General features: G+C 52.2%; 20 protein-coding genes and 1 pseudogene. 13 read left to right on the top strand and 8 right to left on the bottom strand.

The window, feature by feature from the left end; translation table 11 throughout:
• Positions 1 to 52 precede the first annotated feature (52 nt).
• Together P0X86_RS27635 and P0X86_RS27630 are read right to left on the bottom strand one after the other, a co-directional pair.
• The gene (locus P0X86_RS27635; RefSeq protein ID WP_277746999.1) at positions 53 to 241 is read right to left on the bottom strand and encodes a polysaccharide lyase family 7 protein; all 189 of its coding nucleotides are present in this window, start codon (positions 239 to 241) and stop codon (positions 53 to 55) included.
• 56 nt (positions 242 to 297) lie between these two features.
• Positions 298 to 1371, bottom strand: a complete 1074-nt coding sequence (locus P0X86_RS27630) for a polysaccharide lyase family 7 protein (protein ID WP_277746998.1) — start codon at positions 1369 to 1371, stop codon at positions 298 to 300.
• 417 nt (positions 1372 to 1788) lie between these two features.
• On the opposite strand from P0X86_RS27630, the gene P0X86_RS27625 reads away from it, so the two are divergent.
• The 3 genes from P0X86_RS27625 to P0X86_RS27615 are packed head-to-tail and all read left to right on the top strand — an operon-like array spanning position 1789 to position 5200.
• The gene (locus P0X86_RS27625) at positions 1789 to 3204 is read left to right on the top strand and encodes a deoxyguanosinetriphosphate triphosphohydrolase family protein (protein ID WP_096776573.1); all 1416 of its coding nucleotides are present in this window, start codon (positions 1789 to 1791) and stop codon (positions 3202 to 3204) included.
• Positions 3205 to 3228: 24 nt separating this feature from the next.
• Complete coding sequence (locus P0X86_RS27620) at positions 3229 to 4170, top strand: LLM class flavin-dependent oxidoreductase (protein WP_096776572.1); 942 nt, start codon at positions 3229 to 3231, stop codon at positions 4168 to 4170.
• 49 nt (positions 4171 to 4219) lie between these two features.
• Positions 4220 to 5200 (top strand): TRM11 family SAM-dependent methyltransferase, encoded by a 981-nt coding sequence (locus P0X86_RS27615; RefSeq protein ID WP_277746997.1) that lies wholly within the window; start codon positions 4220 to 4222, stop codon positions 5198 to 5200.
• Between the two features lie 13 nt (positions 5201 to 5213).
• On the opposite strand, the gene P0X86_RS27610 is transcribed toward P0X86_RS27615, so the two are convergent.
• The gene (locus P0X86_RS27610; protein WP_015737339.1) at positions 5214 to 5525 is read right to left on the bottom strand and encodes an MGMT family protein; all 312 of its coding nucleotides are present in this window, start codon (positions 5523 to 5525) and stop codon (positions 5214 to 5216) included.
• Between the two features lie 149 nt (positions 5526 to 5674).
• A complete protein-coding gene (locus P0X86_RS27605; RefSeq protein WP_213579721.1) occupies positions 5675 to 6628 on the bottom strand; it encodes a D-2-hydroxyacid dehydrogenase in 954 nt (317 codons plus the stop codon).
• A 298-nt stretch (positions 6629 to 6926) separates the two neighbouring features.
• Between P0X86_RS27605 and thpR the strand changes: the two genes are divergently transcribed.
• From thpR to P0X86_RS27590, 3 genes are all read left to right on the top strand, one after another.
• Positions 6927 to 7508 carry an RNA 2',3'-cyclic phosphodiesterase gene (gene thpR, locus P0X86_RS27600; RefSeq protein ID WP_213579720.1) on the top strand — a complete coding sequence of 194 codons (582 nt, stop codon included), beginning with the start codon at positions 6927 to 6929 and terminating at the stop codon, positions 7506 to 7508.
• Between the two features lie 97 nt (positions 7509 to 7605).
• Positions 7606 to 8502, top strand: a complete 897-nt coding sequence (locus P0X86_RS27595; protein ID WP_009590448.1) for a cell wall hydrolase — start codon at positions 7606 to 7608, stop codon at positions 8500 to 8502.
• Between the two features lie 42 nt (positions 8503 to 8544).
• Entirely contained in the window at positions 8545 to 9228 is a 684-nt protein-coding gene (locus P0X86_RS27590; protein WP_015737335.1) for a metal-dependent hydrolase, read from the top strand.
• A 98-nt stretch (positions 9229 to 9326) separates the two neighbouring features.
• Here the strand turns inward: P0X86_RS27590 and P0X86_RS27585 are convergent, their stop codons facing one another.
• Positions 9327 to 10502 (bottom strand): UDP-N-acetylglucosamine--LPS N-acetylglucosamine transferase, encoded by a 1176-nt coding sequence (locus tag P0X86_RS27585; protein ID WP_015737334.1) that lies wholly within the window; start codon positions 10500 to 10502, stop codon positions 9327 to 9329.
• 326 nt (positions 10503 to 10828) lie between these two features.
• On the opposite strand from P0X86_RS27585, the gene P0X86_RS27580 reads away from it, so the two are divergent.
• The 4 genes from P0X86_RS27580 (at position 10829) to P0X86_RS27565 (ending at position 19581) form a co-directional block, all read left to right on the top strand.
• On the top strand, positions 10829 to 11410 hold the full coding sequence (locus P0X86_RS27580; protein WP_015737333.1) for a TetR/AcrR family transcriptional regulator: 582 nt from the start codon (positions 10829 to 10831) through the stop codon (positions 11408 to 11410).
• A 213-nt stretch (positions 11411 to 11623) separates the two neighbouring features.
• Positions 11624 to 13891: a YhgE/Pip domain-containing protein gene (locus P0X86_RS27575; RefSeq protein WP_277746996.1), complete on the top strand. Its 2268-nt coding sequence runs from the start codon at positions 11624 to 11626 to the stop codon at positions 13889 to 13891.
• A gap of 630 nt (positions 13892 to 14521) precedes the next feature.
• A complete protein-coding gene (gene gltB / locus P0X86_RS27570) occupies positions 14522 to 19117 on the top strand; it encodes a glutamate synthase large subunit (protein WP_277746995.1) in 4596 nt (1531 codons plus the stop codon).
• Between the two features lie 317 nt (positions 19118 to 19434).
• Entirely contained in the window at positions 19435 to 19581 is a 147-nt protein-coding gene (locus P0X86_RS27565; protein ID WP_162939086.1) for a hypothetical protein, read from the top strand.
• Between the two features lie 91 nt (positions 19582 to 19672).
• Here the strand turns inward: P0X86_RS27565 and P0X86_RS27560 are convergent, their stop codons facing one another.
• Positions 19673 to 20041, bottom strand: coding sequence for a helix-turn-helix domain-containing protein (locus P0X86_RS27560; protein ID WP_145040635.1), 369 nt, complete (start codon positions 20039 to 20041; stop codon positions 19673 to 19675).
• A 1080-nt stretch (positions 20042 to 21121) separates the two neighbouring features.
• Here P0X86_RS27560 and P0X86_RS27555 point away from each other — a divergent pair.
• Positions 21122 to 22054, top strand: a complete 933-nt coding sequence (locus tag P0X86_RS27555; protein ID WP_277746994.1) for an LCP family glycopolymer transferase — start codon at positions 21122 to 21124, stop codon at positions 22052 to 22054.
• A 112-nt stretch (positions 22055 to 22166) separates the two neighbouring features.
• Here the strand turns inward: P0X86_RS27555 and P0X86_RS27550 are convergent.
• A pseudogene (locus tag P0X86_RS27550) lies at positions 22167 to 22358 on the bottom strand (helix-turn-helix domain-containing protein); the annotation flags it as partial.
• Between the two features lie 563 nt (positions 22359 to 22921).
• Between P0X86_RS27550 and P0X86_RS27545 the strand changes: the two are divergent.
• Both P0X86_RS27545 and P0X86_RS27540 read left to right on the top strand, forming a co-directional pair.
• The gene (locus P0X86_RS27545) at positions 22922 to 23839 is read left to right on the top strand and encodes an ABC transporter ATP-binding protein (RefSeq protein WP_277746993.1); all 918 of its coding nucleotides are present in this window, start codon (positions 22922 to 22924) and stop codon (positions 23837 to 23839) included.
• Positions 23832 to 24605 carry an ABC transporter permease gene (locus P0X86_RS27540; RefSeq protein ID WP_277746992.1) on the top strand — a complete coding sequence of 258 codons (774 nt, stop codon included), beginning with the start codon at positions 23832 to 23834 and terminating at the stop codon, positions 24603 to 24605. Before P0X86_RS27545 ends, P0X86_RS27540 begins: the two co-directional genes overlap by 8 nt.
• A 136-nt stretch (positions 24606 to 24741) precedes the next feature.
• Here P0X86_RS27540 and P0X86_RS27535 read toward each other — a convergent pair whose 3' ends face one another.
• Complete coding sequence (locus P0X86_RS27535; RefSeq protein WP_036665172.1) at positions 24742 to 25161, bottom strand: bactofilin family protein; 420 nt, start codon at positions 25159 to 25161, stop codon at positions 24742 to 24744.
• Positions 25162 to 25178 lie beyond the last annotated feature (17 nt).

The raw sequence follows: 25178 nt of genomic DNA, 5'->3' as shown, positions 1-25178 counted from the left end.
CGCCCGGGAGCAGGCGCTGGACTGTCCCGGGCATCGGATGGACAAGTGGAAGCTACGGATGCATGTGCGTTAGTGAGAAGAAAGTGGCTTTGACATGGTCGGATTGATCGGAGGTGGTATCGGATTTGTTCTGGTTATAGACGCCTGCTTTGAAGTAAAGATATTTATCGTTGTAACCGCTTGGGAGGGTATGGTTCACGGTGGTGGCCGATCCGCCCTCCGGGATTACTTTTACCGTCATGAGCAGTCCGGTCACCTTGATTTCATAGCTCCATGTCTGGCCGAGGGCAATGCCGTTTAAGGGTTAAGCTGGTTCGGTCCGCCGAGTATGTTCACCCAGGTGTTGTTGTTGTCCAGATCATCGGTCCCAAAATAAACCGCACCCCTGCTGTCCGAAGGACGCTTGTGGTAATAAAGCCGTATCGGCTCGGTGCTGGGGCCATGGATTTGCCCGACCACGACGCGGCCGATTTTATCGGCTTCGTTACCGCTGACGGATACACGATCCACGCGTAAGGTAGCCTTCATCGTTCCATCCACGCCGCCGGCCTGCGACTTTATGGATGGGGAGGAGGTAGAGGTTACCCAATTATTGGCCCATGAGGAGGCGCTGTTCGTCGACGGATTCAGCATTTCCCGAAGCTCGGAGCGGGTGTAGGTGCTGTTCGTGGTGGTCTCGCCGATATTAGGGGATGTGAATACCATGCCGCCGGTGACGGGATCGGTATAGAACCAATCCGGATGCTCATAGCCGCCGGCGAGTGCGCTAGCTGGAATCTCGGACGCGTCAGGCAGGGTGATTTTCCACTTGGTTAGGTCAAAATTGCCCGAAGGGGGTTTAGCCGGGTCAAGGTTTCCGCTTCCTCCATCCGTAGTACCTCCCCAAATTTCGACCTCTGTGTAACTGTTCCAGTCATTTGAGGTGTTGCCGTAGCCCACAATGCGTACATACCGGGCTTCAGCGACGGGGATGGAGAAAGATTGCAGTTGGTTGTTTTGAGCGCTAGTGACAGCGTTCCGTGCTTGAAGCCAGTTGGAGCCATCCGATGAGGTTTGAATATCGAAGGTGAATGTGCGCGTGTCTCCGTTGTAAAACGCGATCTTGACCAGTGAAACCGGTTGGGCGGACCCAAGATCCAGCCTCAGCCAAGTGCCGTCGCCTTCGCCGGACCAGCGTGTGCTAAGACTGCCGTCCACCGCTTTCGATGCATCGCAAGCACAGCGGGTGTCGTAGCTGCTGGCCGATGCGGAAGCCGGGTACTTGCTCTCATTAGCTGCGACACTCTGTCCTTCAAATAGACCAGCAAGCAGCATGGCTGCACTGATCAGGCAGAAAGCCATTTTTTTGGATAAAGCAAACCTTCGTTTCACGGCGATCCCTCCCGTAGGTTGATGTAATCGTTAATAAATATCATTTCCCTCCTTTCTGCGGTGCGCTTCAGACTGTATGACAGCGCTTACCTAAAACGTAGCAAGAATGTGCGCACAGGTCTTGTGTTAATCCTATAAGTACTTGGTATTTTTGCATAATGGGAGGATTTATTGCGCCTTCTGCCCTCCCGCAGCTTTCCTGGACGGTGAAGCATTACGTATTTGGATTTCGTCATACCTGACTCAGACAGGAAAATATCTTGCTTGGCGATAACGGATAGGATGAGCCGGGTATACAATGAGGGAACAGGCGGAAAGGGAATAACATTTTTTCTTCGGATGCCGTATGGCATATAATCTAAAGAACGAACGATTCCGAATCGACCTTAAATAGATAAAAAAACAGGAGTGGGACAAATGACACTGAAGGAGCTTAGAGAGCATCGCCAATATCCGGAGCAAACGAAGTCGGATGCTTCGCGCGCGGTATACGAGCGGGATTATTCGCGCCTGATCCATTCGCCGACGTTTCGCAGGCTGCAAGGAAAATCGCAGGTATTCGGCGCCGGCACCGGCGATTACTACCGGACGCGCTTAACGCATTCGCTTGAGGTGGCGCAGATTGCGAGAGAAGCGGCACGTAGCCTGACGCGTCTTTATCCCGAAGTGCTGCCGGAGCAGGCCGAGAACGCAGGGCTGATGATTGATCCCGAGGTGGTGGAATGCGCGGCGATCGCCCATGATTTCGGGCATCCTCCGTTCGGCCATAAGGGCGAAGAGGTGCTGCAGGGCATTCTGGAGAAGCTCATTGACCGCAGGACCGAGAAGGAGCTGACGCGCCAGCCCGGTACGCCGACACCGGAGCAGGCGGCCGAGGTGCAGCAGGCCATGCGGCGCAAATATGAGCATTTTGAAGGGAACGCGCACAATTTCCGGCTGATCATGTTTTTGGAGAAAAGAGAGAACGTAAACGGCCTCAACCTGTCGGATGCGGTGCTGCTTGGCATCAACAAATATCCGTTCTCCGGCCTGGATAATCCCAAGGGGATGTACCGGCATGAATGGGAATACATCTCCCATATCCGGAATGAGTGGCAAATACCCGGAACGCACAGAACGCTGGAAGCGCAGCTTATGGATCTGTGCGATGACATCGCGTATTCCGCGCACGATCTGGAGGATGGCATCAAAGCCGGGAAGATTGAGGTGCACGAGCACTTTTTGCGGGACAGCCATCTCAACAAGTTGATCGTGCAGAAGATCATGACGCTGGAAGACGAGGTGTGGAAGGGATGGACCAAGGAGCAGATCCAGCCGAAGGTGGATTTGGTGCTGGACGAGTTTTTGAAAATATGGAACGAAAAAATGCCGACCTGCGAGAATGATTATTCACGCACCCGGCGCGAGGTCAAGGCCTACTGGGTCAGCCTGTTTGTGGGCAGCCTTGGCGTGATCGCGAACGGGGATTGGAAAAAGGTCACGTTTGTCAAAGACGGCGTGGAAGACGAGGATATGCTGCGAACGGTCAGCGTCCTGAAAAGTTTCGCCTGGGTGACCATGATTCGCGACCTGCGGGTTCAGCGCCTGCAGAAGCGCAGCGAATGGATCATCAAGCGCTTGTGGGATGCCTTTCTGGATCCTGTCGCTTCAACGGCGATCATTCCATCCGACTGGCTCCAGCGATACGAAGCGGACCAGAAGCGGGCGAATCCGATCTGGACGTGGGAGCATATGGTGATTGATTATATCGCAGGGATGACGGACGCTTTTGCCGAGAAAATCTATAACGAGTTGTACGGACTCAAGGTAGGTTCGATCTATGATTTGGATTAGTAACGGCGATACAAGGGGGATTGCATGAATAGCCAATTGAAACTGAGCGTGCTTGATCTGGTTCCGCGATGGGGAGAGAGCTCGTTCGAAGAAGCCTTGCAGCAAGCGGTGATACTGGCGCAGTCTGCGGAACAATGGGGCTACGGGCGATACTGGGCAGCGGAGCATCATGATCTGGAGCACCTGTCCTGTGCGTCGCCCGAGATCCTGCTGTCCCATATCGGCGCCCGAACAACGCGCATCCGGCTTGGTTCCGGGGCCGTGCTGCTGCCCCATTACAGCCCGCTGAAGGTGGCGGAGAATTTTCGCATGCTGGCGGCGCTGTATCCCGGTCGCATCGATCTCGGGATCGGGCGGGCGCCGGGAGGTTCGGCCCATACGAGCATGGCGCTTAGCGGGAATTTCCTGGGGCATGTGGCGGATTTGCCGCAGCGGATTCGGGCTTTGACCGAACTGCTGGAGGACCGGTATCGCTACGACGATGTGCCGGTGGCAGCCAAACCGGTACCTGCGGCGCAGCCGGTGATGTGGATGCTGGGCACGAATACGAAAGGTGCCGGGTATGCAGCCGAATTCGGGACGGGCTATGTATTCGGACAGTTTATGAGCGATACGGACGGGGCGGAGATTCTCCGTTCTTACAGGGAAGGCTTTCAGCCAAGCGCTGATCTGAGAGAACCGCGTGCGATGGTGGCGGTGAGCGTGATTTGCGCGGAGACGGAGGAGCAAGCAAGAAAGCTGGCCGCGTTAATTCCACGGCCTGGGGAGAGCGACCTTCCTTCGGAACCGACGGATTCCGATTCTTCCGGTCCATCCCGGAGGCTAATCATCGGCACGCCTGCAAGCGTGCGAGATAAGCTGCAGATGATGGCGGAAAAATACCGGTGCGACGAGTTCCTGGTCGTTACCCCCGTGAGCGATTACGATGCGCGGCTGGAATCGTATCGGCTGTTAATGGGGCAGTAGCGACTGCTGCACACTGCTGCACATATATAATAGAAGAGAGACGAAATACATGAAGAATACGAACGACTATGACATGACCTTCGGTCCGTCCTCCATGAGCGATAAATCATCTTATCTGTATACGTATGCCTGTCATGAAACCGAGCGGGCGCTATGCTTGATGGAGCTGACGGAGCTGTTCGGTCAGGGGCCTGACGGTGCGGACTGGCTGGAAAGCGAGCGGCGGGTCGATCCGGATCGCAGCCCGTTCCTATCGGCCAGCCTTGACGTCAAGATGACTGGAGATTCCATCGAAAGCATCGCCGAGCAAGCAGGCCGCATTCGACTTAACCAAACGACCTTCAAAGTCGTCTGCCTTAAGGCGGGCGATCGTTTCAGCTATGATCAATTGCGCGGTTTCGAACGGATGGTAGGTGGCCGAATCGAAGGAACGGCGCAGATGAAATCTCCGGATGTCACGCTCGGCCTGATATCCCTAAACGGAATCTGGCGATTGGGGGTATTGCACGAGCCTGAACGTGCCTGGCTGGAGCATAAGCGGAAGCCGCAAAATTATTCGACAGGGCTCAGCTCGAGGGTGGCCAGGGCGCTGGTCAATCTGGCCGTGCCTCGGATAAACGGTGCCACGCTCATGGATCCCTGCTGCGGAATGGGAAATGTATTGATCGAGGCATTCTCGATGGGAATCCCGGCCGAGGGCCGTGACATCAATCCGCTCGCGGTTCGGGGAGCGAGGGTGAATCTCCGGCACTACGGTTATGATGACAATAAAGTTGCCGTCCAGGACATGAACACGCTGCATGGACATTATGATGCCGCTGTACTGGATTTGCCGTATAATCTGTGCTCCGTCTTTCCAGAGGATGAGCAGTTGCGGATGCTGAAAAGCTTACGCCGCTTGTCAGATCGTGCTGTCATCGTAAGTACGGAGCCGCTAAGAGAGCAGCTGACGGACACGGGGTGGAAGGTGCTTTCTCATTGCACGACCCGCAAGGGGAGCTTTGTAAGGGATATTTGGCTGTGCGAATAAACGGCTCCCCGATTTATTCGGCAGGATCATATCGATACTTCTCCAAATCAATGATGCCTTTGTGATTGACGGCAACACCTTCGTCCTGCAGATACAGCTCCTGCATGAGCCTGGACTCATCGTCTTGGATCGCGATTTCTCCTTTGGCGTTGATGACCCGATGCCACGGCAGCTTGTGAATATGACTGAGGGTGTGAAGTATTCTGACGACCTGCCGGGCGCCCCTGGGGCTGCCGGCCAGTCTGGCCACCTGTCCATAAGTCATCACGTATCCTTCCGGAATGCTCTGAATCACTTCAATGACGCGTTTTGTAAACGGCTGCATTTATGTGTGCTCACTCCATTTTCCATATAAATAAAAAGGGCGTCCCGACAGGCATGGAAAACCTCGGGACGTTCCTTTTTTTGACAAGCTCCTTAAACCAACGCGTGGATCTAGATACGAAACGGTGCTTCACGACTTGTTGCCTGGTCTTAGTACGACTTGCTGTAATCGATCACATTGCGGGATAACGGCTCTCCGTTTACGTAGTGCTTTAAATTCTCCAGGAAAATATCCACGGCACGCTCGCCGTATCGATCCGTATCGCCTGCCATGTGAGGCGTCATGATGACGTTGTCCAGGTTCCACAGCGGATGGTCCGCAGGAAGAGGCTCTTCCTCGAAGACATCCAGACCCGCGCCTGCCAAAGCTCCGGATTGCAGCGCTTGGACCATGTCGTCCGTGACCACGGTCTGGCCGCGGCCTACGTTCACGAAGAAGGCGGAGTCCTTCATCGCCGAGAACCTTGCCGTATTGAACAATCCGCGGGTTTCATCGGTCAGCGGCAGGATATTGACGATGTAATCGCCTTGCGCCAGTGCTTCATCGAGCTGATCGACCTTATACATCGATTCCACGTTAGGATCGGACTTGCCGGAGTTGCGGACCCCGACGGTCCGCATGCCGAACGCCTGGGCGACCCGTGCCGTATGGCTGCCGATTTGGCCGACGCCGACGATGACGATGGTTTTGCCGGCCAATTCCGTGAACGTGCCGGATGTATCCCACTTGTTGTTCGACTGCTGACGGATCGCGAGATGAAGGTTGCGGTTGAAGGCCAGGATCATCGCAAAAATATGCTCCGTGATCGGAACGCTATGTACGCCGCTGGCGTTGGTCAACTGAATGCCTTTTTCCTCTAGTTCACGGAGCGGCATTTTATCCACCCCGGCCGACCAGGCTTGAATCCATTTGAGCTTACTGTCGGCGGACAATACCTCGTCCTGCATGGAGCGTGACCAGCCGATCATGATCTCGGCATTCCGAACGATGCTTCCCGTCAGCTCTTTCGCTTTTGTCACCAACAGGTCATAGTCGGGGGCAATCTCCTTGATTTTTTGCTGCTGCTCGGCGGTTAAGTCGTGTATGGCCACGATGTTCGGCATGGTACTACCTCCTAAGGAATATGATGTTCAACCAGAATCATAGCGAAAATCTCTTAGGGAACATATTATCAGAAATCATCGCTTTGCGCATGAACGAACGGACGCGATTGGTAAATTTGTACATGAATTATTGTCCGATTTATGGTAAATTGAAGCTTCATCATATTTTTAGGCGAATTTGATGTACCCCTCATACTATTTTCAGATGTTCTTGCTCAAACTATAAACGAACCAGGAAAACATGGTGGCAGTGCTTAGACTGCTAGCGATAAAAGATGATTGGAAGGAAGTGTCGTAGTTGAGCCATTCGGCTGAGGGAGCTATGGATCGTTTGTTTGTTGCCGTGCGTCTGCCTTCGGAGGTTTCCTCCCGGATACAGGATTGGACGGAAACATTGAGGAAGCAAGCCAATTTCAAAAAATGGGTTCATCCGCAGGATTACCACATTACCTTACAGTTTCTGGGCGATACGCCCTCTCATCGCATAGCGGAGCTCGCCGAAGCGCTCCAGGAGGTAGCCAAGGAACGCAAGCCCTTCAAGCTCAGTCTTTATGATGCCGGCGTGTTCGGGGCAAGCGGCTCCCCAAGGATTCTATGGGCTGGGGTCGGCGGGGATCTGAATGCGCTCGCTGAGCTGCAGCAATCGGTCGTGTCGCGGATGGAATCTTTCGGATTCGTACCGGAGGAGCGTCCCTTTCGACCGCATATTACGGTTGGCCGGAAATTTCAAGGAAATCAAACATTTTCTTTGGATGTTATCGGAAAAGGACCCGAACCTATCCAGTGGGACGTGCTAGAAATGGTTCTTTTTCGAACAAATTTACAGGCGAGCCCGATGTACGAAACCGTAGGTGTGGCGCGGCTTTCGACCATTTTTTGAAATTGAAAATAGAATGTTCATAAAATTACCATGTTTTCAACGCCTAAAAATGTGGTTACATAGTGTAGAAATGTGCCGACATCATAGGAGGAAAAATATGGTTATGAAAGTGCTACGGCAAAATCGCTGGGTTGCGCTGCTCATCGGAGCGCTCTTTGTGAGTTTGTCTCTTATAAGTTTGCTTGGAATGCAATCGAAAACGACGGAAGGGAAAGAGCCAAAGCAGGACATGCCCAAATTTGTAACGGCTGCTCCGGTTCCGGAAGGCGACCCTGATCACTACGTTAAAGCTGAGAGTAGGCAGCAGGATAGGGAACCTGTCAACATTTTGTCTTCAATTGTTTTCCAAGAGTGGAATAAGCCGGGGAGCAAGGTTCATGCTTTTTCAAACGCAAAAGGCATTGGTTTAGCCTCCGGGAAGATCGACTCGAAAGCATCATTGAAGACTGCAGATGAGAAGAAGAAAGCAACCAAATCTCAGGCTGCGGACGGGAAACCGGCAAAACAAAAGGGGACTCATGTCGTCAAATCCAAGGCGGAAAGCCTATCACCCCCCACAACTTTATTCTTCACAAGAACAAATACGTTAACCCAGGACCAAAAAGACAAAGCGACCTGGACCTATGATTTGTCAGCTGAAGAACTGCTTCTGCTCCAGAAGATTGTCATGGCAGAGGCGGAAGGCGAACCGTACGAAGGCAAGGTGGCAGTTGCCAACGTTGTCTTAAACCGGCTGCGGTCAGCCAATTTTCCCGATACGATAACCGATGTCATCTATCAAAAGCATCAATTTAGTCCTGTAGCGAACGGGCGTCTTAAACGTGTCCAGCCGAACGAAGAGACGATTAAGTCCGTGAATGCGGCGCTTCATGGTCAAAAAGAGGTGAAGGACGATACGTACTTCTTCCTGTCTTTGAAGCTGGCTCAGGATCTCACGGTGCATCATTCCAGGACTTTTGTTAAAAAAATAGGAAATCACTCTTTTTACAAGTAGTGCCCATAAGGGTAAACTAGGATGTAGGAGGTGTGTTTAACCATGAATATTACGTATTATGGCCATTCCAGCATATTGGTGGAGGAAGGCGGCGTTCGTGTCATCATCGACCCGTTGCTGTCCGGTAATCCCGGTTCCGGCATCGAACCCAGTGACGTGAAAGTGGATGCAGTGGTTCTGACGCATGGGCACTCCGACCACTTTGGCGACTGCATCGAAATCGCGAAACAGAATGATTGTCCGATTATCGCGGTGTACGAACTCGCCGTGTATTGCGGCCAGCAGGGAGCCAAATCCCATGGAATGAATATCGGCGGAAGCGCGCAGTTCGACGGTTTTAAGGTGAAGTTTACCCCGGCCTTCCATTCTTCCTCCATCTCGGTGGGGGATACCTGGATCTATGCGGGGCAGCCTGGAGGCGTCATTCTGACCATGGGCGGAAAAACGTTCTATCATGCTGGCGACACAAGTTTGTTTGGCGATATGCGCCTGATCGGAGAGATGAACAACATCGATGCAGCCGCGCTGCCGATCGGGGATATGTTGACGATGGGCCCGCAGGACGCCCTGCTGGCCGCACAGTGGATTCGTGCGAAGCATGTCATCCCGGTGCACTATGACACGTTCCCGGGCATTAAACAGGATGCAAGGGCCTTCTGCGACGAACTGGCCCAAACGGGCATTCAGGGTCATCCGTTGAAAGCAGGAGAAACGCTGGAAATATAGATCGATTTATACTTAAAAAAGCTTCCCTGTCACATAGGACAGGGAAGCTTTTTGGTAGAGGATAAGTGCATAAGCGCGTTCTGGGAACAGGATGCATATTAGGGCTGGTCCGCCAATATTTTGACGGCATCTTCGGGATAAACGGGTATGCGTCCTTCGGTCAGCAATCCCATCACCTGGCCGGCGCAGTGGTCGGGCTCCAGATGAGGCGTGCGCTGCCGGCCCGCTCCGTTACGCTTCTTCTCCACCTGGTCATAATGATCGGACAGCAGGTTCAACCACTTGTCGATCACGGCAGGGGAGTCGAGAATTTCCCCGTAGCCTTCGCTGACAAAGAAGTGGGAATTCACTTCTTCCTGTCCCGGGATAGGCTCATAGAACAGCATCGGAATTCCCTTGGCGGCTCCTTCCGTGCATGTCATCCCGCCGGGCTTCGTGATGAGAAGATCGGACACGTCCATCAGTTTATGTATATCGTCCCGATAACCGAGAACATGAATGTTGGGATGCTGGAAGATCGGATCTTCGCGCATGCTGGCAACCAGCTTATCGTTCTGTCCCATACAGAAGACCAGCTGGATATCATCGGCCCTGCCGGCCAGCTTGCTGAGCAGCTCCTTGTTGAATACGAGGCCCCATCCGCCCCCCATGATCAGCACGGTGGGCATGTTCTTTAATTCAAGCTCGGCCTGCAGCGCAACCCGGCTGCCTCTTTCCCAGAACTTCGGATGCACCGGAATGCCGGTCACATGGATGAATTCCGGCTCAATCTCCCGCAGCATGAGCATCTTTTTCACATGAGGCGTCGATACGAGATATTCATCAACCTCCGGATTGACCCAGGTGCCGTGCGCATCATAGTCGGTAATCAGCGTATAGAGCGGAACATCAAGCCCCTGGCGCTTCAGGCGGGAGACCACGGCGTTGGGAAACGGGTGGGTGCATATGATCAGATCCGGTTTCAGCTCCTCGATGACGCGCTGGGCCTGCGCATAGAAAATCCGATGCAGCGCGAGCCGCGTCAGACGGTTTAACGATTTCTTATATTGCGAACGGTACAGCATGCCGACAAGGCGCGGCCGGGTGCTGACGGTTTTTCGATAAGCGGACAAAATCAACGGCCCCACGGTGGGATTCAAAAAATTGCCAAGTTCAATGACGCGGCAGTGGATGCGGGGATTCATCCGCTGTATACCTTCAGCCAGCGCATACGCCGCTTGCGTATGTCCTGTGCCGAAACCCTCTGAGAAGAGGAGCACTCTTGTATATCGCATGGTTTCACCTACTTCTTTCTCCCTCTATCTTACAAAACAGGAATCATTTTTTGAAGAGCGGCGCGAAAAAAAGAGTATGCATCCTAAGTATACGCGCAAAAGGGAAAAGCATTTCAATTTATTTTACCGGCGGACTTTTTCTTTCATTAGACGTTATGATAAGATTTGAACCCTGCATCCGCATTTTCAAAAAAATTTAACGAAAGATATTGCAACGCATCCGATAATCTGGTAAAGTGATTTTTGACCGAATGACCATAATTGTATTTTGGTCAGTTTCGAAAGAAAAGGCCAATCAAAAGAAGATCGTAGAAGGAGGGGTAAGCATGCCAGCTGTGGACCGACGGAAGCAGGTGCTAGATGCTGCCTCCAAGTCGTTTGCTTTGTTCGGATACAAAGCGACGACGATGGAACAGGTGGCGAAGATTGCAAATGTTGGGAAAGGCACGATCTACACGTTTTTCACGAATAAGGATGAGCTGTTCGACGAGATCCTGCTATCGGCCATCATGGAGATGAAACGTCTGGCCGAACGGGAGATACGGAAGGACAGGGATTTCTTTGACAATCTCTACCGGGTGCTGGATGCGCTGCTTGAATTCCGAAGCGAGCATGAGCTGTTCATCAAGCTGTCTCAGGAAGTTCGGGACATCGGCACGCCTAAGGCGCATGAGGGATTGACGAAAGTGGAGAACGGAATCGTCGGGTATCTCAAGGGAATCGTGGAGAATGCCATTTCGATCGGTGAGATCAAGCCGCTGGATGCTCAGGTGGTATCCTTTGTGATGCTGAAGCTGTACGTTGCGCTCACGACCGACTTCAATCAGCTTCACAAGCCGCTCAGCAAGGAACAGATCAAGGAATATATGATGGTGTTCTTGGCTGACGGGCTCAAAGCCTCCTCGTAAGAGGAAGATGCAATCTCCTTCGTGATGAGGAAGGCGGACTCTCTTGGCTTGAGGGATCGCCTTCCTTGCCAGGGATCGTTTTTTTTGGTCTAAACTGACCGAATGAGCATATTGGTCATTGTGTACTGGAATGAAGATGTGATTTGCCGTAAGAGCAGATTCATGTCGGCTGGTTAACTGCTGTATCTATAGAAAAAAAAGGAGAGAGACTGGATGAAGTCATTATCTGTGTTTGCCAAAGATCTTGGTGCCGCCGTTCGGAATAAAAAAATATTGATTCCGATCATCGCGGTGCTGTTCATACCGGTCATGTACAGCGGTATGTTCCTCGGGGCCTTCTGGGACCCGTACGGAAAGATGGAGGATTTGCCCGTAGCGGTCGTCAATAACGACCAGGGCGCCGTTTTTGAAGGAAAGACGCTTCACGCCGGCGAGGATTTGGTGGCCGAGCTGAAGAAGGGAAAAGATTTTAATTGGCAGTTCGTTAACCGGAGCGAAGCTGAACAGGGCATGCAGGATAACAAATACTACATGACCATCAGCATTCCGGAAAATTTCTCGCAGCAGGCGACAACGTTAATGGATGAACATCCGCAGCCTGCGCAAATCGTCTTCGAGCCGAACGAAGGCTACAACTTCCTTGCGGCACAGATCGGCGGATCTGCCGTGAAGCAGATTCAGTCCAAGGTGTCGGCGAAAGTGACTGAAGCCTACACGGAAACCCTGTTCGACCAAGTGGCCAAAGTATCTGACGGCCTAAGCGAAGCGGGGGACGGCGCCACGAAGCTGTCCGAAGGTGCCGTGAAGCTGGACGACGGCGCGGTGAAGCTCAAAGAGAACTTGGCTAAACTCGTCAGCGGCACGCAGGAGCTGCAAGACGGCATCGCGCCATTGACGCAGGGCGTGCAGGAGCTGAATAACGGTGCCGGCAAGCTGAACACGGGAGCGGGCTCCCTCGCCTCCGGCCTGGATCAGCTTAAGGCGGCTCACAGCCAGCTGCAAGCAGGGGCAGAAGAGGCCGGCAAGGGCGGTGCCAAGCTGCAGGCGGGCATTGAATCGGCCGCAGCCGGCAGCACGGCCTTGAATGAAGGCCTGCAAGCCAACCAGGCAGGGGCAGCCCAGCTTGCCGCGGGAGCGAAGAGCGCTCATGATGGCAGCGGCAGCCTGAAGGCGGGCCTGAATCAATCGCTGGAAGCCACGGCTGCGCTGGAGCAAGGCGCAAAGGCTGTCGCGGACGGCCTGAAGCAGCTGGCCGAAGGCAATCCGGAGCTGGCGCAAAGTCCGGAGGTGCAGCAGCTGCTGGCCGCGAGCCAGTCCGTCGCCTCCGGCACGAGTGAGCTGAATGCCGGTCAGAAGCAGCTGGCGCAAGGCGCAGCGGAGCTGAATCAAGGCACGCAGCAGCTGCAGGAAGGCGCAGGCAAGCTGAGCGCCGGCGCGAACCAGCTCGCTGACGGCGGCAAACAGCTCGCCGCGGGCGGCCAAGAGCTGCTGGCCGGCGCCAAACAGCTGAACGCCGGCCAAAACCAATTGGCCGACGGCATGAAGCTGTTCGACACGAAGCTGAGCGAAGCGGCAGCCGGCGGCAAGGAGCTTGCCAGCGGCGCGGCCGCCCTATCGCAAGGCACGAAGCAGCTGGCAGGCGGAGCCGGCAAGCTGGGAAGCGGCGTAACGACCCTCGCCGACGGCTCGAAACAGCTGGATTCCGGGGCTGGCGAGCTGGTCAACGGAATGAACGAATTGAAGGAAGGCAGCGGGGAGCTTGCAGGCAAGCTGAACGAGGCTGCCGACAAGACTGGCGGTATCCAAACCACCGACGAAACGGTCACGATGTTTGCCGGACCGGTTCAGGTAGATGAGCATAAAGTGAACGAAGTACCGAACTACGGTACCGGATTCGCGCCATACTTCCTGTCGCTCGGCTTGTTTGTCGGAGCCCTGCTCTGCACGATTATTCTGCCGATCCGCGAGGCATCGGTACCGAACGCATCGGGCTGGAACCGGTTTGTCAGCCGTACGCTGTCCTTTGCCGGCATGGGATTGATTCAAGCGCTGCTGGCTTCGGTTGTCATGCTGTACGGATTGAAGCTAGAGGTTCAGAGCGTTCCGCTCTTCTATCTCTTCTCCATCATTACCAGCTTGTCGTTCATGTTCCTGGTGCAAATGTTCGTCACATGGCTGGATCAGCCTGGACGCTTCGTCGTCATCGTAATCCTGATCCTTCAATTGACAACGAGCGCGGGCACGTTCCCGGTAGAGCTGATTCCGAACTGGATGAAGGCTTTGAATCCGCTGCTGCCGATGACCTACAGCGTAAAAGGCTACAAAGACGTCATTTCCACGGGAAGCTTCGACGGTATGTGGGCCAACGTGGGCGTACTGGCCGGATTCGGTCTGGTGTTCCTAGTGTTGACCGCGGTGTACTTCCTGGCAATCCGAAACAACAAGCAAGCAGCAGACGCCGATACAGCGGTGACTGCGTAAGAAGAACTTCTATATAATATGTAAGGAAAAGGACTTCCCCGGGGGATCGAACAGATCCAGGGGAGGTCCTTTTTTTGATGAGCCGATATAACGTGTCGATCATCGACGCGATACCGGGTATGGTTGCGTCAAGGTTCATCGGCCCCCCTCAACCTGCTGCTGGAAATACTCCCGAGAACCGATCATGAAGGAGCTTCATTTTATATAGGATGGATGGTCAGGATGATCACGGCTTCACTGCCGGAGAGAGGAGTGAGCGGCCAAAGCGGAGCGATATGATAACGAATTACGAAAAAAGTGATGAAAACCGCTTGTTCGGAATGTTCTATTTGCATGTTTTTTTGCACTATTCTACATAATATTTAACTAACTTTTGTGATTACTCTCACAAAAACAATTCTTATCAAATTCATAAAAACTTTGAATTGCCTGCATTGTATGACGGTGATAAAATATATAGAACTAATTAATCTTACGTGTTAGGTAAATGTTAACCCTTGTCGCTTTTGCACAATACTGCATCGCCTCAAGACAGTGTGTCCACTGCAGGAGAGGATTGATGTCCAACCTTTACGTTTTTCTGTTATTGATCAGCAGCATTTTATTCTATAAAAAGAAAGGTTGCATCTTATGAAACATACTGATTTTCCCCAGAAACAGGGCCTCTATGATCCGCAGTTCGAAAAAGATGCTTGCGGTATGGGTTTCGTTGCTCATATCAAGGGTAAGCCATCCCATGAAATCGTCAGCAGCGCGCTGACCATGCTTGCGAATATGGAGCATCGCGGCGGTCAGGGCAGCGAGCCGAACTCCGGCGACGGTGCGGGGATCATGTTGCAGATTCCTCATTCCTTCTTTGCTGCCGAAGCGGCGAAACTGGGCTTTGAGCTTCCCGAAGCCGGACATTACGGTGCAGGCATGCTGTTCCTTTCCCATGATCCTGCCGTCCGTTCGGCACATGAGGAGCAGTTGGCTTCGATTATTGCCGAAGAAGGCCAGACCCTGCTTGGCTTCCGCGATGTGCCTACCCATGATGAAATGCTGGGCAAGTCCGCAAAAGCGGCAAAGCCGTATGTCCGCCAAGTGTTCATCGGCCGCAGCGCCGACATTCAGGATGATCTCTCGTTCGAGCGCAAGCTGTATGTCATCCGCCGCCGCGCCGAGCTGGCGATCCGTTACAGCGGCAAGCCCGAAGGCGACAGCTTCTACGTATCCAGCCTCTCTTGCCGAAAAATCGTATATAAAGGCATGTTGACGACGGAGCAGGTGGGGGAATTTTACCTGGACCTGCAGGATGAGGGCTTGGAATCGGCGATAGCGCTCATTCACTCCCGTTTCAGCACGAATACGTTCCCGAGCTGGGAACGTGCGCATCCGTACCGTTTCATGATTCACAACGGCGAAATCAATACGCTGCGCGGAAATGTGAACTGGATGCACGCGCGCCAGTCCATGTTCGAGCATGAGCTGTTCGGAAGCGATTTGGAGAAGGTGAAACCTGTCATCAACCCGGACGGATCCGATACCGGGATGTTCGATAATACATTTGAATTCCTGTACCTCAGCGGTCGTTCCCTGCCGCACGTGGCCATGATGATGGTTCCCGAGCCGTGGAGCAACCATGAGAGCATGGATAAGACCAAAAAAGCATTCTACGAATACCACAGCACGCTGATGGAGCCATGGGACGGACCAGCGGCGATGGCATTCACGGACGGCGTTCAGATCGGCGCCACCCTGGACCGGAACGGGCTGCGCCCATCCCGTTATTACGTGACGAAGGATGATCTGATCATCCTGTCCTCCGAAGCGGGCGTTCTGGACGTTGCGCCGGAAAATGTGCTGTACAAGGATCGCTTGCGTCCTGGACGCATGCTGCTTGTCGACACGAAGGAAGGCCGCATCATTTCCGACGAGGAAGTCAAAGCCAGCATCGCGGCGGAGCTTCCATATTCCGAATGGCTGGATGAGCATCTGGTAGAGCTGCATGATCTTCCCGATGCGCCGGAACTTCCGGATCCGAAGCATGAGAATGTGCGTCAGCTCCAACAAGCGTTCGGCTACACGTACGAGGAACTGCGCAAAGTGATCGAGCCGATGGCGATCACGGGCGCGGAAGCGATCGCTTCCATGGGATATGACGCACCGCTTGCAGTGCTGTCCGACCGCCCGCAGCGGCTGTTCAACTACTTCAAGCAGATGTTCGCCCAAGTGACGAATCCGCCGATCGATGCGATCCGCGAGGAACTGGTCACTTCGACGGCGACGACGATCGGCCCGGAGCGCAATCTGCTGAAGCCGGAACCGGAAAGCTGCCGCCACATCCGCCTGGATTCGCCGGTGCTGTCCAACGAAGAGTTTGCGAAGCTGCGCCATGTCCGCCGTCCGGGCTTCAAGTCCATGACGATTCCGATTTTCTTCCCGGCGGCCGAAGGAGCCGAAGGGCTTCGCAAGGCTATCGACACCCTCTGCGAAGCCGCAGACCGAGTCATTGCCAAGGGGCATAACATCTTGATCCTGTCCGACCGCGGCGTGGATAAGGACAATGCGGCGATTCCTTCGCTGCTAGCCGTTTCGTCGCTCCATCATCACCTGATTCGTCAGGGAACCCGGACCAAGGTGGCGATCCTGCTGGAATCGGGCGAGCCTCGCGAAGTCCATCATTACGCCCTGCTGCTCGGTTACGGCGTGAGCGCGGTCAACCCGTATCTTGCGTTCGAAACGCTGGACGACATGATACAGGAAGGCATGCTTCGCGGCATCTCGCATGAGAAGGCTGTGAAAAATTACATTAAAGCGGCAAGCAAAAGCGTCGTGAAAGTGTTGTCGAAGATGGGGATTTCCACGATTCAGTCCTATCGCGGCGCACAAATCTTTGAAGCCGTCGGCCTGAAGGAAGATTTCGTGGAGAGCTACTTCACGCGGACGCCGTCCCGCATCGGCGGCATCGGCCTGGAGGAAGTGGCCAGGGAAACGCTGGCCCATCACGAGCGTGCTTTTACCGACAAGGACGGCAACGATAAAGCGCTGGATTCAGCCGGCGAATACCAATGGAGAGCGGACGGGGAAGAGCATTTGTTCAATCCGAGAACCATCCATTTGCTGCAGCAGGCCGTCCGGACCAATGACTACGCAACTTACAAGAAATACGCCGAGCTCGTGCAGGGTGAGAATGAGCAGCATCTGACGCTTCGCGCACTGCTCAAAATCAAGCCGGCCGGCAAACCGGTGCCGCTCGATGAGGTTGAATCCGCGGAGTCCATCATGCGCCGATTCAAAACGGGCGCGATGTCCTTCGGCTCCATCAGCAAGGAAGCGCATGAAAGCCTCGCGATCGGGATGAACCGCATCGGCGGCAAGAGCAATACGGGTGAAGGCGGAGAGGATCCGGCCCGCTTCATTCCGGATGCCAACGGCGATTCCCGCCGAAGTGCCATCAAGCAGGTGGCGTCGGGACGTTTCGGCGTCACTTCCAATTACCTGGTGAACGCGGACGAAATCCAGATCAAGATGGCGCAGGGAGCGAAGCCGGGTGAAGGCGGACAGCTGCCGGGCCGCAAGGTATACCCTTGGGTGGCCGAAGTCCGCGGTTCGACGCCGGGCGTAGGGCTGATCTCGCCGCCGCCGCATCATGATATTTACTCCATCGAGGATTTGGCGGAGCTGATCTATGACCTGAAAAATTCCAATCCACGTGCGGATATCAACGTGAAGCTCGTATCCGAAGTGGGCGTAGGCACGATTGCCGCAGGCGTTGCGAAGGGCCGCGCGGACATCATCCTGATCAGCGGTTACGATGGCGGCACGGGTGCTTCGCCGCAAGGCTCCATCCGTCATGCCGGCATGCCTTGGGAGCTTGGGCTTGCCGAGACCCATCAAACCCTCATCATGAACAATCTGCGTGACCGCGTGGTGCTGGAGACCGACGGCAAAATGCTGAACGGGCGCGATTTGGTGGTGGCGGCTCTGCTCGGAGCCGAAGAGTATGGATTCTCAACGGCACCATTGATTGCCGTCGGATGCATTATGATGCGCGTCTGCCAAATGGACACCTGTCCGGTCGGCGTGGCTACGCAGAATCCGGAGCTGCGCAAGAACTTTACGGGAGATCCGGAGCATGTCGCCAACTTTATGCGCTTTGTCGCTCAAGACATGCGCGAGCTGATGGCAGAGCTTGGCTTCCGTACCATTAACGAAATGATTGGTCGTACGGATTGCCTGGATGCCGTCAAAGCGGAACATCATTGGAAGAAGAAAGGCGTGGATATTTCGGCATTGCTGTATACGCCGGAGCTGCCGGAGGGCAGCACGCGCTACCGTACCCAACGCCAGAATCATGGTCTGGAACAGACGCTGGATATGCGTTCGCTGCTGGGCACCGCCGCGCCGGCATTGGAATCGGGAGCTGCGGTGAAGGGCACCTTCCCGATCACGAACGTGGACCGTGCCGTGGGAACCATCCTGGGAAGCGAAGTCACGCGCAAGTATGGTGCTGCCGGATTGCCGGAAGACGCCATTCAATTCGACTTCGTGGGTTCCGCAGGGCAGAGCTTCGGCGCATTTGTGCCGAAAGGGATGACGCTGACTGTTGAAGGGGATGCCAACGACTATATCGGCAAAGGCCTTTCCGGCGGCAAGCTGATCGTGAAACCTTCACCTAAAGCAACCTTCAAAGCCGAGGAGAACATTATTGCGGGGAATACCGCATTCTATGGGGCTACAGGCGGAGAAGCCTATGTAAGAGGCATTGCCGGCGAGCGTTTTGCCGTACGTAATTCGGGCGCGAACATCGTCGTCGAAGGCGTCGGCGATCATGGTTGCGAATACATGACCGGCGGCCGGGTGGTCGTTCTCGGGGAAACCGGACGCAACTTCGCGGCCGGGATGTCCGGCGGCATAGCCTACGTCTATGATCCTGAGGGAACCTTCGTGGATCGCTGCAATCTGGAGATGGTGCTTCTGGAACGCGTCGAGGATGGAACGGAAGCGGAAGCCCTCCATCGTCTTGTCCGGCAGCATGAGCACTATACCGGCAGCGTGCCGGCACAGCAAATTCTGGGAGACTGGGATCAAGCGCTCAGCCGCTTTGTCCGTATCATTCCGAAGGATTACAAACGCATGCTGCTGCATATCGAGAAGGTACAGGATCAAGGCCTGACGGGGGAAGCAGCGCTCCTCGCCGCCTTCGAGGCGAATATGAAAGAGCTGGCACGTACAGGGAACTAGAATCCAAAACGTATGACGGGAAACCACATTGTATTCTTTAATGAATGCAATGTGGTTTTTCTTCATATATAAGTAAGTTACGAGGGATCATTAATCATTCTATGAAGATGACAGGATTAATCAAAAGAAAATTCGACAAAATTAGAACCGGAAGCATAGGACAATGGTTCCATAAGACGACAGCATCATGTGGATTCCTTGGTTATAATATTGGTAAGTAAGTTGTTTAGAAGTTTTGATGTTAAAAAGGTAATTACAACGTGTAAAAAGCAGCTGGGATGGAGAGGAAACTATAGATAAGCGAGGTAGTTGTGGAAATGAGTGTGGACAAGGAGAGAGGCTCCGGAAGCACCGAGCAGCGGCTTGACCAGCAGAAGACGAACATCGACATCAATAAGCTCATGACTCAATTGGGAATCCATCCTGATAAATGGCTGCAAATGGAGGAATTACGAGAAGATTAGTTACGATTTCATAGCGACAAAAAAATCCCCGGCATGTAGTGATGAAGGCATCCTACACGGCGGGGATTTTATAGTTATGGGTGAAAAAACGTTATTTCATGGACCGTTCCATGCGAACAAATGCAATAAATCGTTTAGCCTCATCTTCGGTTAGCTTTCGACCGTCCACCGTTAGGTTAAAGCGTTCCAATAAATCCTCGTCGGATAATTCAAGTCCGTCAACAAACGATCGAACCTCGGCATCCAGCACCGTTTTTTCTTGTGTTGTTCTCCCGATTAAATAATCTATGGAAACGTCAAATAGATCTGCTAGGCGGGTTAATGTCTCGAAATCGGGCTTGCGCCGATTTTTTTCATAATGGGATAGTGCAGCACGTGTAATACCGACAGAGGTAGCGAGTTCTTCCTGAGTCCATCCATGCTGTTCACGTAATTCTGATATTCGTTCTCCGTAGTTCACGCATGATCCCCCTTTCGAATAGCTATGTATCTATAGAAGCTAGTTGGATAGATCTGTAAGTGGAAATCGTTGATTTATAATACATATAAAAAGACCGGTTTTTATTGACTAGATACATTCTGTATCGTATTATAAACAGTAACAAGATACATAATGTATCTCGAATGTAAAGGTTTGGGTACAGTTAGTATCATTTTATCCAGGGCTGAAATGTCCCATACCATAAAATTATAATAAGGAGCGGATGGGTTACCTCAGATGTTACAGGAACGGCAACACCAAATCACGGTAAGTATAAGAGTCATGAAGATCGGGGAATTAATCATTCACGGTAAAAGTCATTCCGTTACGCCGCTAGAACTGCTGCCCAGTGGCCTTGTATTCCTCTGTCCATGGGAAATACCGATTCATTCCAATGTGGTATTGGGTTATGAAATCGATGATAATGTAGACCATATTCTGCTTTCGGGCCGAATTGAATCAAGGGGACTCTTTTATGGGCGCCAACTGTATCATACTGAATTTTATACGGATGGCGATAAAAAGACCCGGATCGTAGGCATGCTGAATCGAATGATGTTCGGTCATAACGACTCTAATAAGATTAGTCTCTATAACTGAATCAATAAATAATAGATTACCTGCAGCGAACAGGTAATCACCAAAATCATTATAATGGTTTATTGATATTCTACTATATTTATGTTGCTTGGTCATTAGTTCTTTTACCTTAAATCCGTGTGCATGATGCGGGATATGTTAAAAAGTAAGTTGGTATTCTCCGTCTATTCATGAGTCTTCATTAATAAATTACTGATCTGGTTTATTAATGTGTTTTCTGTAGCTGTATGTTTAGTTCAGTGTGATCATCCTACATCCTCGATATGTAATTCTACTCATTTCCTTTCTCTATACCTTATTCACTAATCCAAATCGGTTCAACGACGTATTTGCATTTCGAAGGCGTTGCCTGAAAGAACGTTGCTCATATTTCAAGTTGGGATGGTTGATAGTTTACTCATAACATGGCTGTTCTTTAACGGGACAGTATAAGGTCTATGCAATGGAGGACATCACTGGATGAAAATGAAAAGGAAATGGATCTTGTGGCTGCTGGCTTTTCTTATACTGTTGCCTTCAGCTTATCTACTGTATACGTATCAATCCATTAAGTCGACAGCAGATCAGATCTATGAAGAACGGAAACCCTCGCCGGTGCTTCCAACTTTTGTGCAAGACCGGAAGACCATTCAGGTTGGAGATAATAACAAAAATATAAATGAAGCCGATCCGTTTACTGTACTGGTTTTGGGCGTAGACCAAAGGCCCTATGATCGGGGTCGATCCGATGTCATGATATTAATGGCAGTAAATCCCCAAAAGGGATCAGTACTGCTTTTTAATATTCCACGTGATACGCGTACCGATATTGTAGGACGTGGAACGGTGGATAAAATCAACCATGCCTATGCCTTTGGAGGCGTGGAGATGTCCGTCAGCAGCGTTGAGAACTTTTTGCAGTTTCCTATCGATTACTACATTAAAGTAGACATGGAAGGTTTCTCCAGCATTGTGGATTCTTTGGGTGGCGTCACCGTCAACAACAATATGCGGTTCGAATATGCAGGTTATAACTTTGATCAGGGAATATTGGACTTAAATGGTGACGAAGCATTGGCATTTTCGCGCATGCGGTTTGAAGATCCTAAGGGCGACTTAGGGAGGAATACTAGGCAAAGAGAGGTCCTGAAGGGGATCTTACATAAGCTGCTGAGGGTTACGACAGTCTTTAAATTGGAATCGCTTCTAGATAACATTGGGAACAGTGTCAGAACGGATATTTCATTTGAAGAGATGAAGGTGTTTGTTACAGAGTACCGTCAAAAACTGAAAAACGTAGAGCAAGTAGAAATCGCTGGTCATGGACAAAAAATCAATGGAATTTGGTATTATATTGTCGATGAAAAAGAAAGAGTAGACATAACCTCCACTTTAAGAGCGTATATGGAGTGACTTCTAACACAAAAACCCCCTTTTACAATTAAGGGGGTTTTTGTGTTCGTGAAGAACCTATTCACGCAGTGTAGGGTTATGATCATGATTTGGAATTGGGGAAAACAGGCTATCTTCCAATGATTTGATCTATCGTGGTTTGAAATACGTCGGCCAATCTTGTTAGCGTTTCCAGATTTGGTTCTCTTCGATCTTTTTCATAATGAGATAACGAAGCGCGACTGATACCAATAAGCTCTGATAACTCTTCTTGAGTCCAACCTTTCTGCTCCCGCAATTTTGCAATGCGAGATCCATATGACATCCATACTCACCTCTCTAAAAGTTCCGTTAATTAGAGAAAACGTTGTAAATGAAATAGTTCGCATGATACAAAATGTATCTTAAATTTCACAGATCGTCAATACATATTGTAGCATTTGTTAAAAATTTAGAAAAATATGTATCTTATCGTGTCTTATGTATTGTATTTCTGTCTGTCATTGTTCAATTTATTTTACGTTTGACAAAGAGTAGCAATTTATATAGAATTTTTGAGTGGATACATTTTGTATCACCCAAGCATAGAATAAACGCATCAATCCCGAAAGAGGAGATGACGGGATGAAAGAAGTGATGATGTATTGCGTCAGTTGTTGTCGGATGCTTCCCATTACACAAAGTCACAGCTTGTACAAAACCGGATTCTATAAACATAATGTTCCGGCAGGTATCTGTAAGGAATGTCGATTGGCTTTGTTGGTGCAACACAAGTAATCGGCTGTATTAAAACGGCTAAGGGGTCATGAGCGTAAACAATGTTGTCCTTTGCTCAAGTATTGTATAATTGTGGAGATTGGGACGATACAGGGGCAAAGGAGAATTCACATGAAGGAGGAACCGCTGGTAAGACTGCTCGGGGTTACGAAAAAAATATCGTCGAAGGTTCTGGTAGATGATGTGACCTTTGATATCGCACCTGGACAAATCTTCGGATTCCTTGGGCCGAACGGGGCAGGCAAGACGACAACCATCCGCATGATGGTCGGGCTGATGTCCATTACCCAAGGGGATATAACCATCGGGGGATACAGCATTCGGAAAAATTATGAGCAGGCTGCTGCCCAGATCGGGGCGATCGTCGAGAATCCGGAAATGTACAAGTTTCTATCCGGTTACAATAATTTAAAGCATTTTGCACGCATGATGCAGGGGATTACGAAGGAGCGTATCGACGAAGTGGTGGAACTCGTCGGGCTCGGGAACCGGATCCATGAGAAGGTGCAGACCTATTCGCTGGGGATGCGCCAACGGCTCGGAGTGGCACAGGCGCTGCTGCACCGGCCCAAACTTCTGATCCTGGACGAGCCTACGAACGGCTTGGACCCGCAGGGCATTCGGGAGCTGCGTGATTATTTGCGGCGATTGACGCAGGAGGAAGGGACCACCGTATTCGTATCCAGCCATCTGCTGTCGGAAATGGAGCTGATGTGCGATACCGTCGGCATCATCCGTCACGGCAAGCTGGTCGATATTCGGCAGCTTCGCACGGACGGGGGAGAGCGGATGTTTGAAGAGACGGCATTTACCGTCAGCGACGCGGATGCCGCCGCAGCGCTCCTCCAGGACTACCAGGCGACAGCCCGGGAGCATCGCGTCCTTGTTCGCGGTAACCGGGATATGATTGCGGACATCAATGCGGCATTGGTCGAAGCGGGCATACGCGTATATGCCATACAGCCGGTTACCCGGTCGCTGGAGGATCAATTTTTGGAAATGACGGGAGGGGGATCTCTTGTTGAATAACTTTACCCGTCTTGTTGCCAATGAGAATATGAAAATTTACTACCGCGTGCGGACATGGGTCATGCTGGGCATACTTGTCTTATTTAATGCGGCCATGCCTGTCATGCTGTACTTGACGGATGCGCCGATGGATGTCTGGACCGTGTTCACTTGGACGGAGAGTTTCACCATATACCTCAGCGCGATCTTCACGGTTGTCATCGCCGCGGATATCGTGGCCGGGGAATTTAGCGGGGGCACCATCAAATTGCTGCTGATCCGGCCGTGGAGCCGGGGGAAGATTCTGTTATCCAAATTCGCCGCCTTGTGTCTGTTCGGGCTGCTCTGTGCGGGAGTCACCATGGTGGTGGGCATCGCTGTCTCGATGCTGCTGTTCTCCGGCAATGCCGGATTCTCGGACGGATTTGATGGATCGCCCATGAGCAATTCCCTCTTGCTCCTGCTGACGGATACGATCCAGGTGTTTGTCATTTCGCTGATTGCATTTATGCTCTCCACGGTATTCCGTTCAGGCGGCCTTGCGATTGGATTATCGCTGCTGGTCCTGTTCACCAAGGATATCTTCGGTTTTATCTTTAACCCGGAGCGGTTTGTATGGGCGAAGTATTTGCTCTTTCTTCACACCGATCTGAGCGGGTACATCAGCTCGTCTGTCGGGCCGGGAGGCGTGGGGCTGGGCTTTTCCGTAGCGATTTTGGCCGTCTATTGCTTACTGTTCATGCTGGTCTCGTGGCTGGCCTTCACCAAGAGAGACGTAGCAGCATAATTCATAACGATGAGAAAAGAGCTCCTTCCGCCGTGTGGGTCACATGGATGAGAAGGGGCTCTTTGATTGTGTCGGCTGTAGGATCCGGCCGAAGCGGATATCGTGTTCGAATTCGGGTGGTCGTCCATACGCCGGCTTAACCTGCTTCCGGACGCTGAAGGGGCAGTGTGGTGTTAGTCGATTCCGAGGCTTCCTGAGAAGAGGTCTGCTGGTCCATCCGGCTTGCCCCGTGAAGAAGCCCGCCCTCCATAACGATAAGGGAAGCTGCGTGAACATCCCCGTACATTTGCCCCGTTGTCGTAATCGTCAGTTTATTTTCCGCCGTCACGTCCCCATAGACCTTGCCGGCCACGATGACTTCCCGAGCGGAAATATTGGAGCGGGCAATCGCGGCTTCGCCTATGGTGACGCAGCCTTGGCTTTCGATGGAGCCGTTAAAGCGGCCGTCGATCCTCAGGTCATCCTCGCATTGCAGGACGCCCTCCACTTCGCTTCCTGGCCCGATCAGCGTATCGGTCCGCTCTGAAGCCCGTTTTTTCTTGTTTTTCTTCTTCATCTGTCATGCCTCCTATT

It is taken from the genome of Paenibacillus sp. BR1-192 (assembly GCF_029542445.1).
Lineage (GTDB): Bacteria > Bacillota > Bacilli > Paenibacillales > Paenibacillaceae > Paenibacillus_AQ > Paenibacillus_AQ lautus_A.
The sequence above is the reverse complement of the archived record's forward strand: the minus strand, read 5'-3'. Positions and strand labels throughout refer to the sequence as shown.

Bases quoted from the DNA above. Each gene is read 5' to 3' on its own strand.
- P0X86_RS27535 (WP_036665172.1), bottom strand. From the start codon at position 25,161: ATGAAGAAGAAAAACAAGAAAAAACGGGCTTCAGAGCGGACCGATACG.
- gltB (WP_277746995.1), top strand. From the start codon at position 14,522: ATGAAACATACTGATTTTCCCCAGAAACAGGGCCTCTATGATCCGCAG.
- P0X86_RS27595 (WP_009590448.1), top strand. From the start codon at position 7,606: ATGGTTATGAAAGTGCTACGGCAAAATCGCTGGGTTGCGCTGCTCATC.
- P0X86_RS27620 (WP_096776572.1), top strand. From the start codon at position 3,229: ATGAATAGCCAATTGAAACTGAGCGTGCTTGATCTGGTTCCGCGATGG.
- P0X86_RS27635 (WP_277746999.1), bottom strand. From the start codon at position 241: ATGACGGTAAAAGTAATCCCGGAGGGCGGATCGGCCACCACCGTGAAC.
- P0X86_RS27585 (WP_015737334.1), bottom strand. From the start codon at position 10,502: ATGCGATATACAAGAGTGCTCCTCTTCTCAGAGGGTTTCGGCACAGGA.
- P0X86_RS27565 (WP_162939086.1), top strand. From the start codon at position 19,435: ATGAGTGTGGACAAGGAGAGAGGCTCCGGAAGCACCGAGCAGCGGCTT.
- P0X86_RS27615 (WP_277746997.1), top strand. From the start codon at position 4,220: ATGAAGAATACGAACGACTATGACATGACCTTCGGTCCGTCCTCCATG.
- P0X86_RS27575 (WP_277746996.1), top strand. From the start codon at position 11,624: ATGAAGTCATTATCTGTGTTTGCCAAAGATCTTGGTGCCGCCGTTCGG.
- P0X86_RS27605 (WP_213579721.1), bottom strand. From the start codon at position 6,628: ATGCCGAACATCGTGGCCATACACGACTTAACCGCCGAGCAGCAGCAA.
- P0X86_RS27545 (WP_277746993.1), top strand. From the start codon at position 22,922: ATGAAGGAGGAACCGCTGGTAAGACTGCTCGGGGTTACGAAAAAAATA.
- P0X86_RS27555 (WP_277746994.1), top strand. From the start codon at position 21,122: ATGAAAATGAAAAGGAAATGGATCTTGTGGCTGCTGGCTTTTCTTATA.
- P0X86_RS27580 (WP_015737333.1), top strand. From the start codon at position 10,829: ATGCCAGCTGTGGACCGACGGAAGCAGGTGCTAGATGCTGCCTCCAAG.
- P0X86_RS27610 (WP_015737339.1), bottom strand. From the start codon at position 5,525: ATGCAGCCGTTTACAAAACGCGTCATTGAAGTGATTCAGAGCATTCCG.
- P0X86_RS27590 (WP_015737335.1), top strand. From the start codon at position 8,545: ATGAATATTACGTATTATGGCCATTCCAGCATATTGGTGGAGGAAGGC.
- P0X86_RS27625 (WP_096776573.1), top strand. From the start codon at position 1,789: ATGACACTGAAGGAGCTTAGAGAGCATCGCCAATATCCGGAGCAAACG.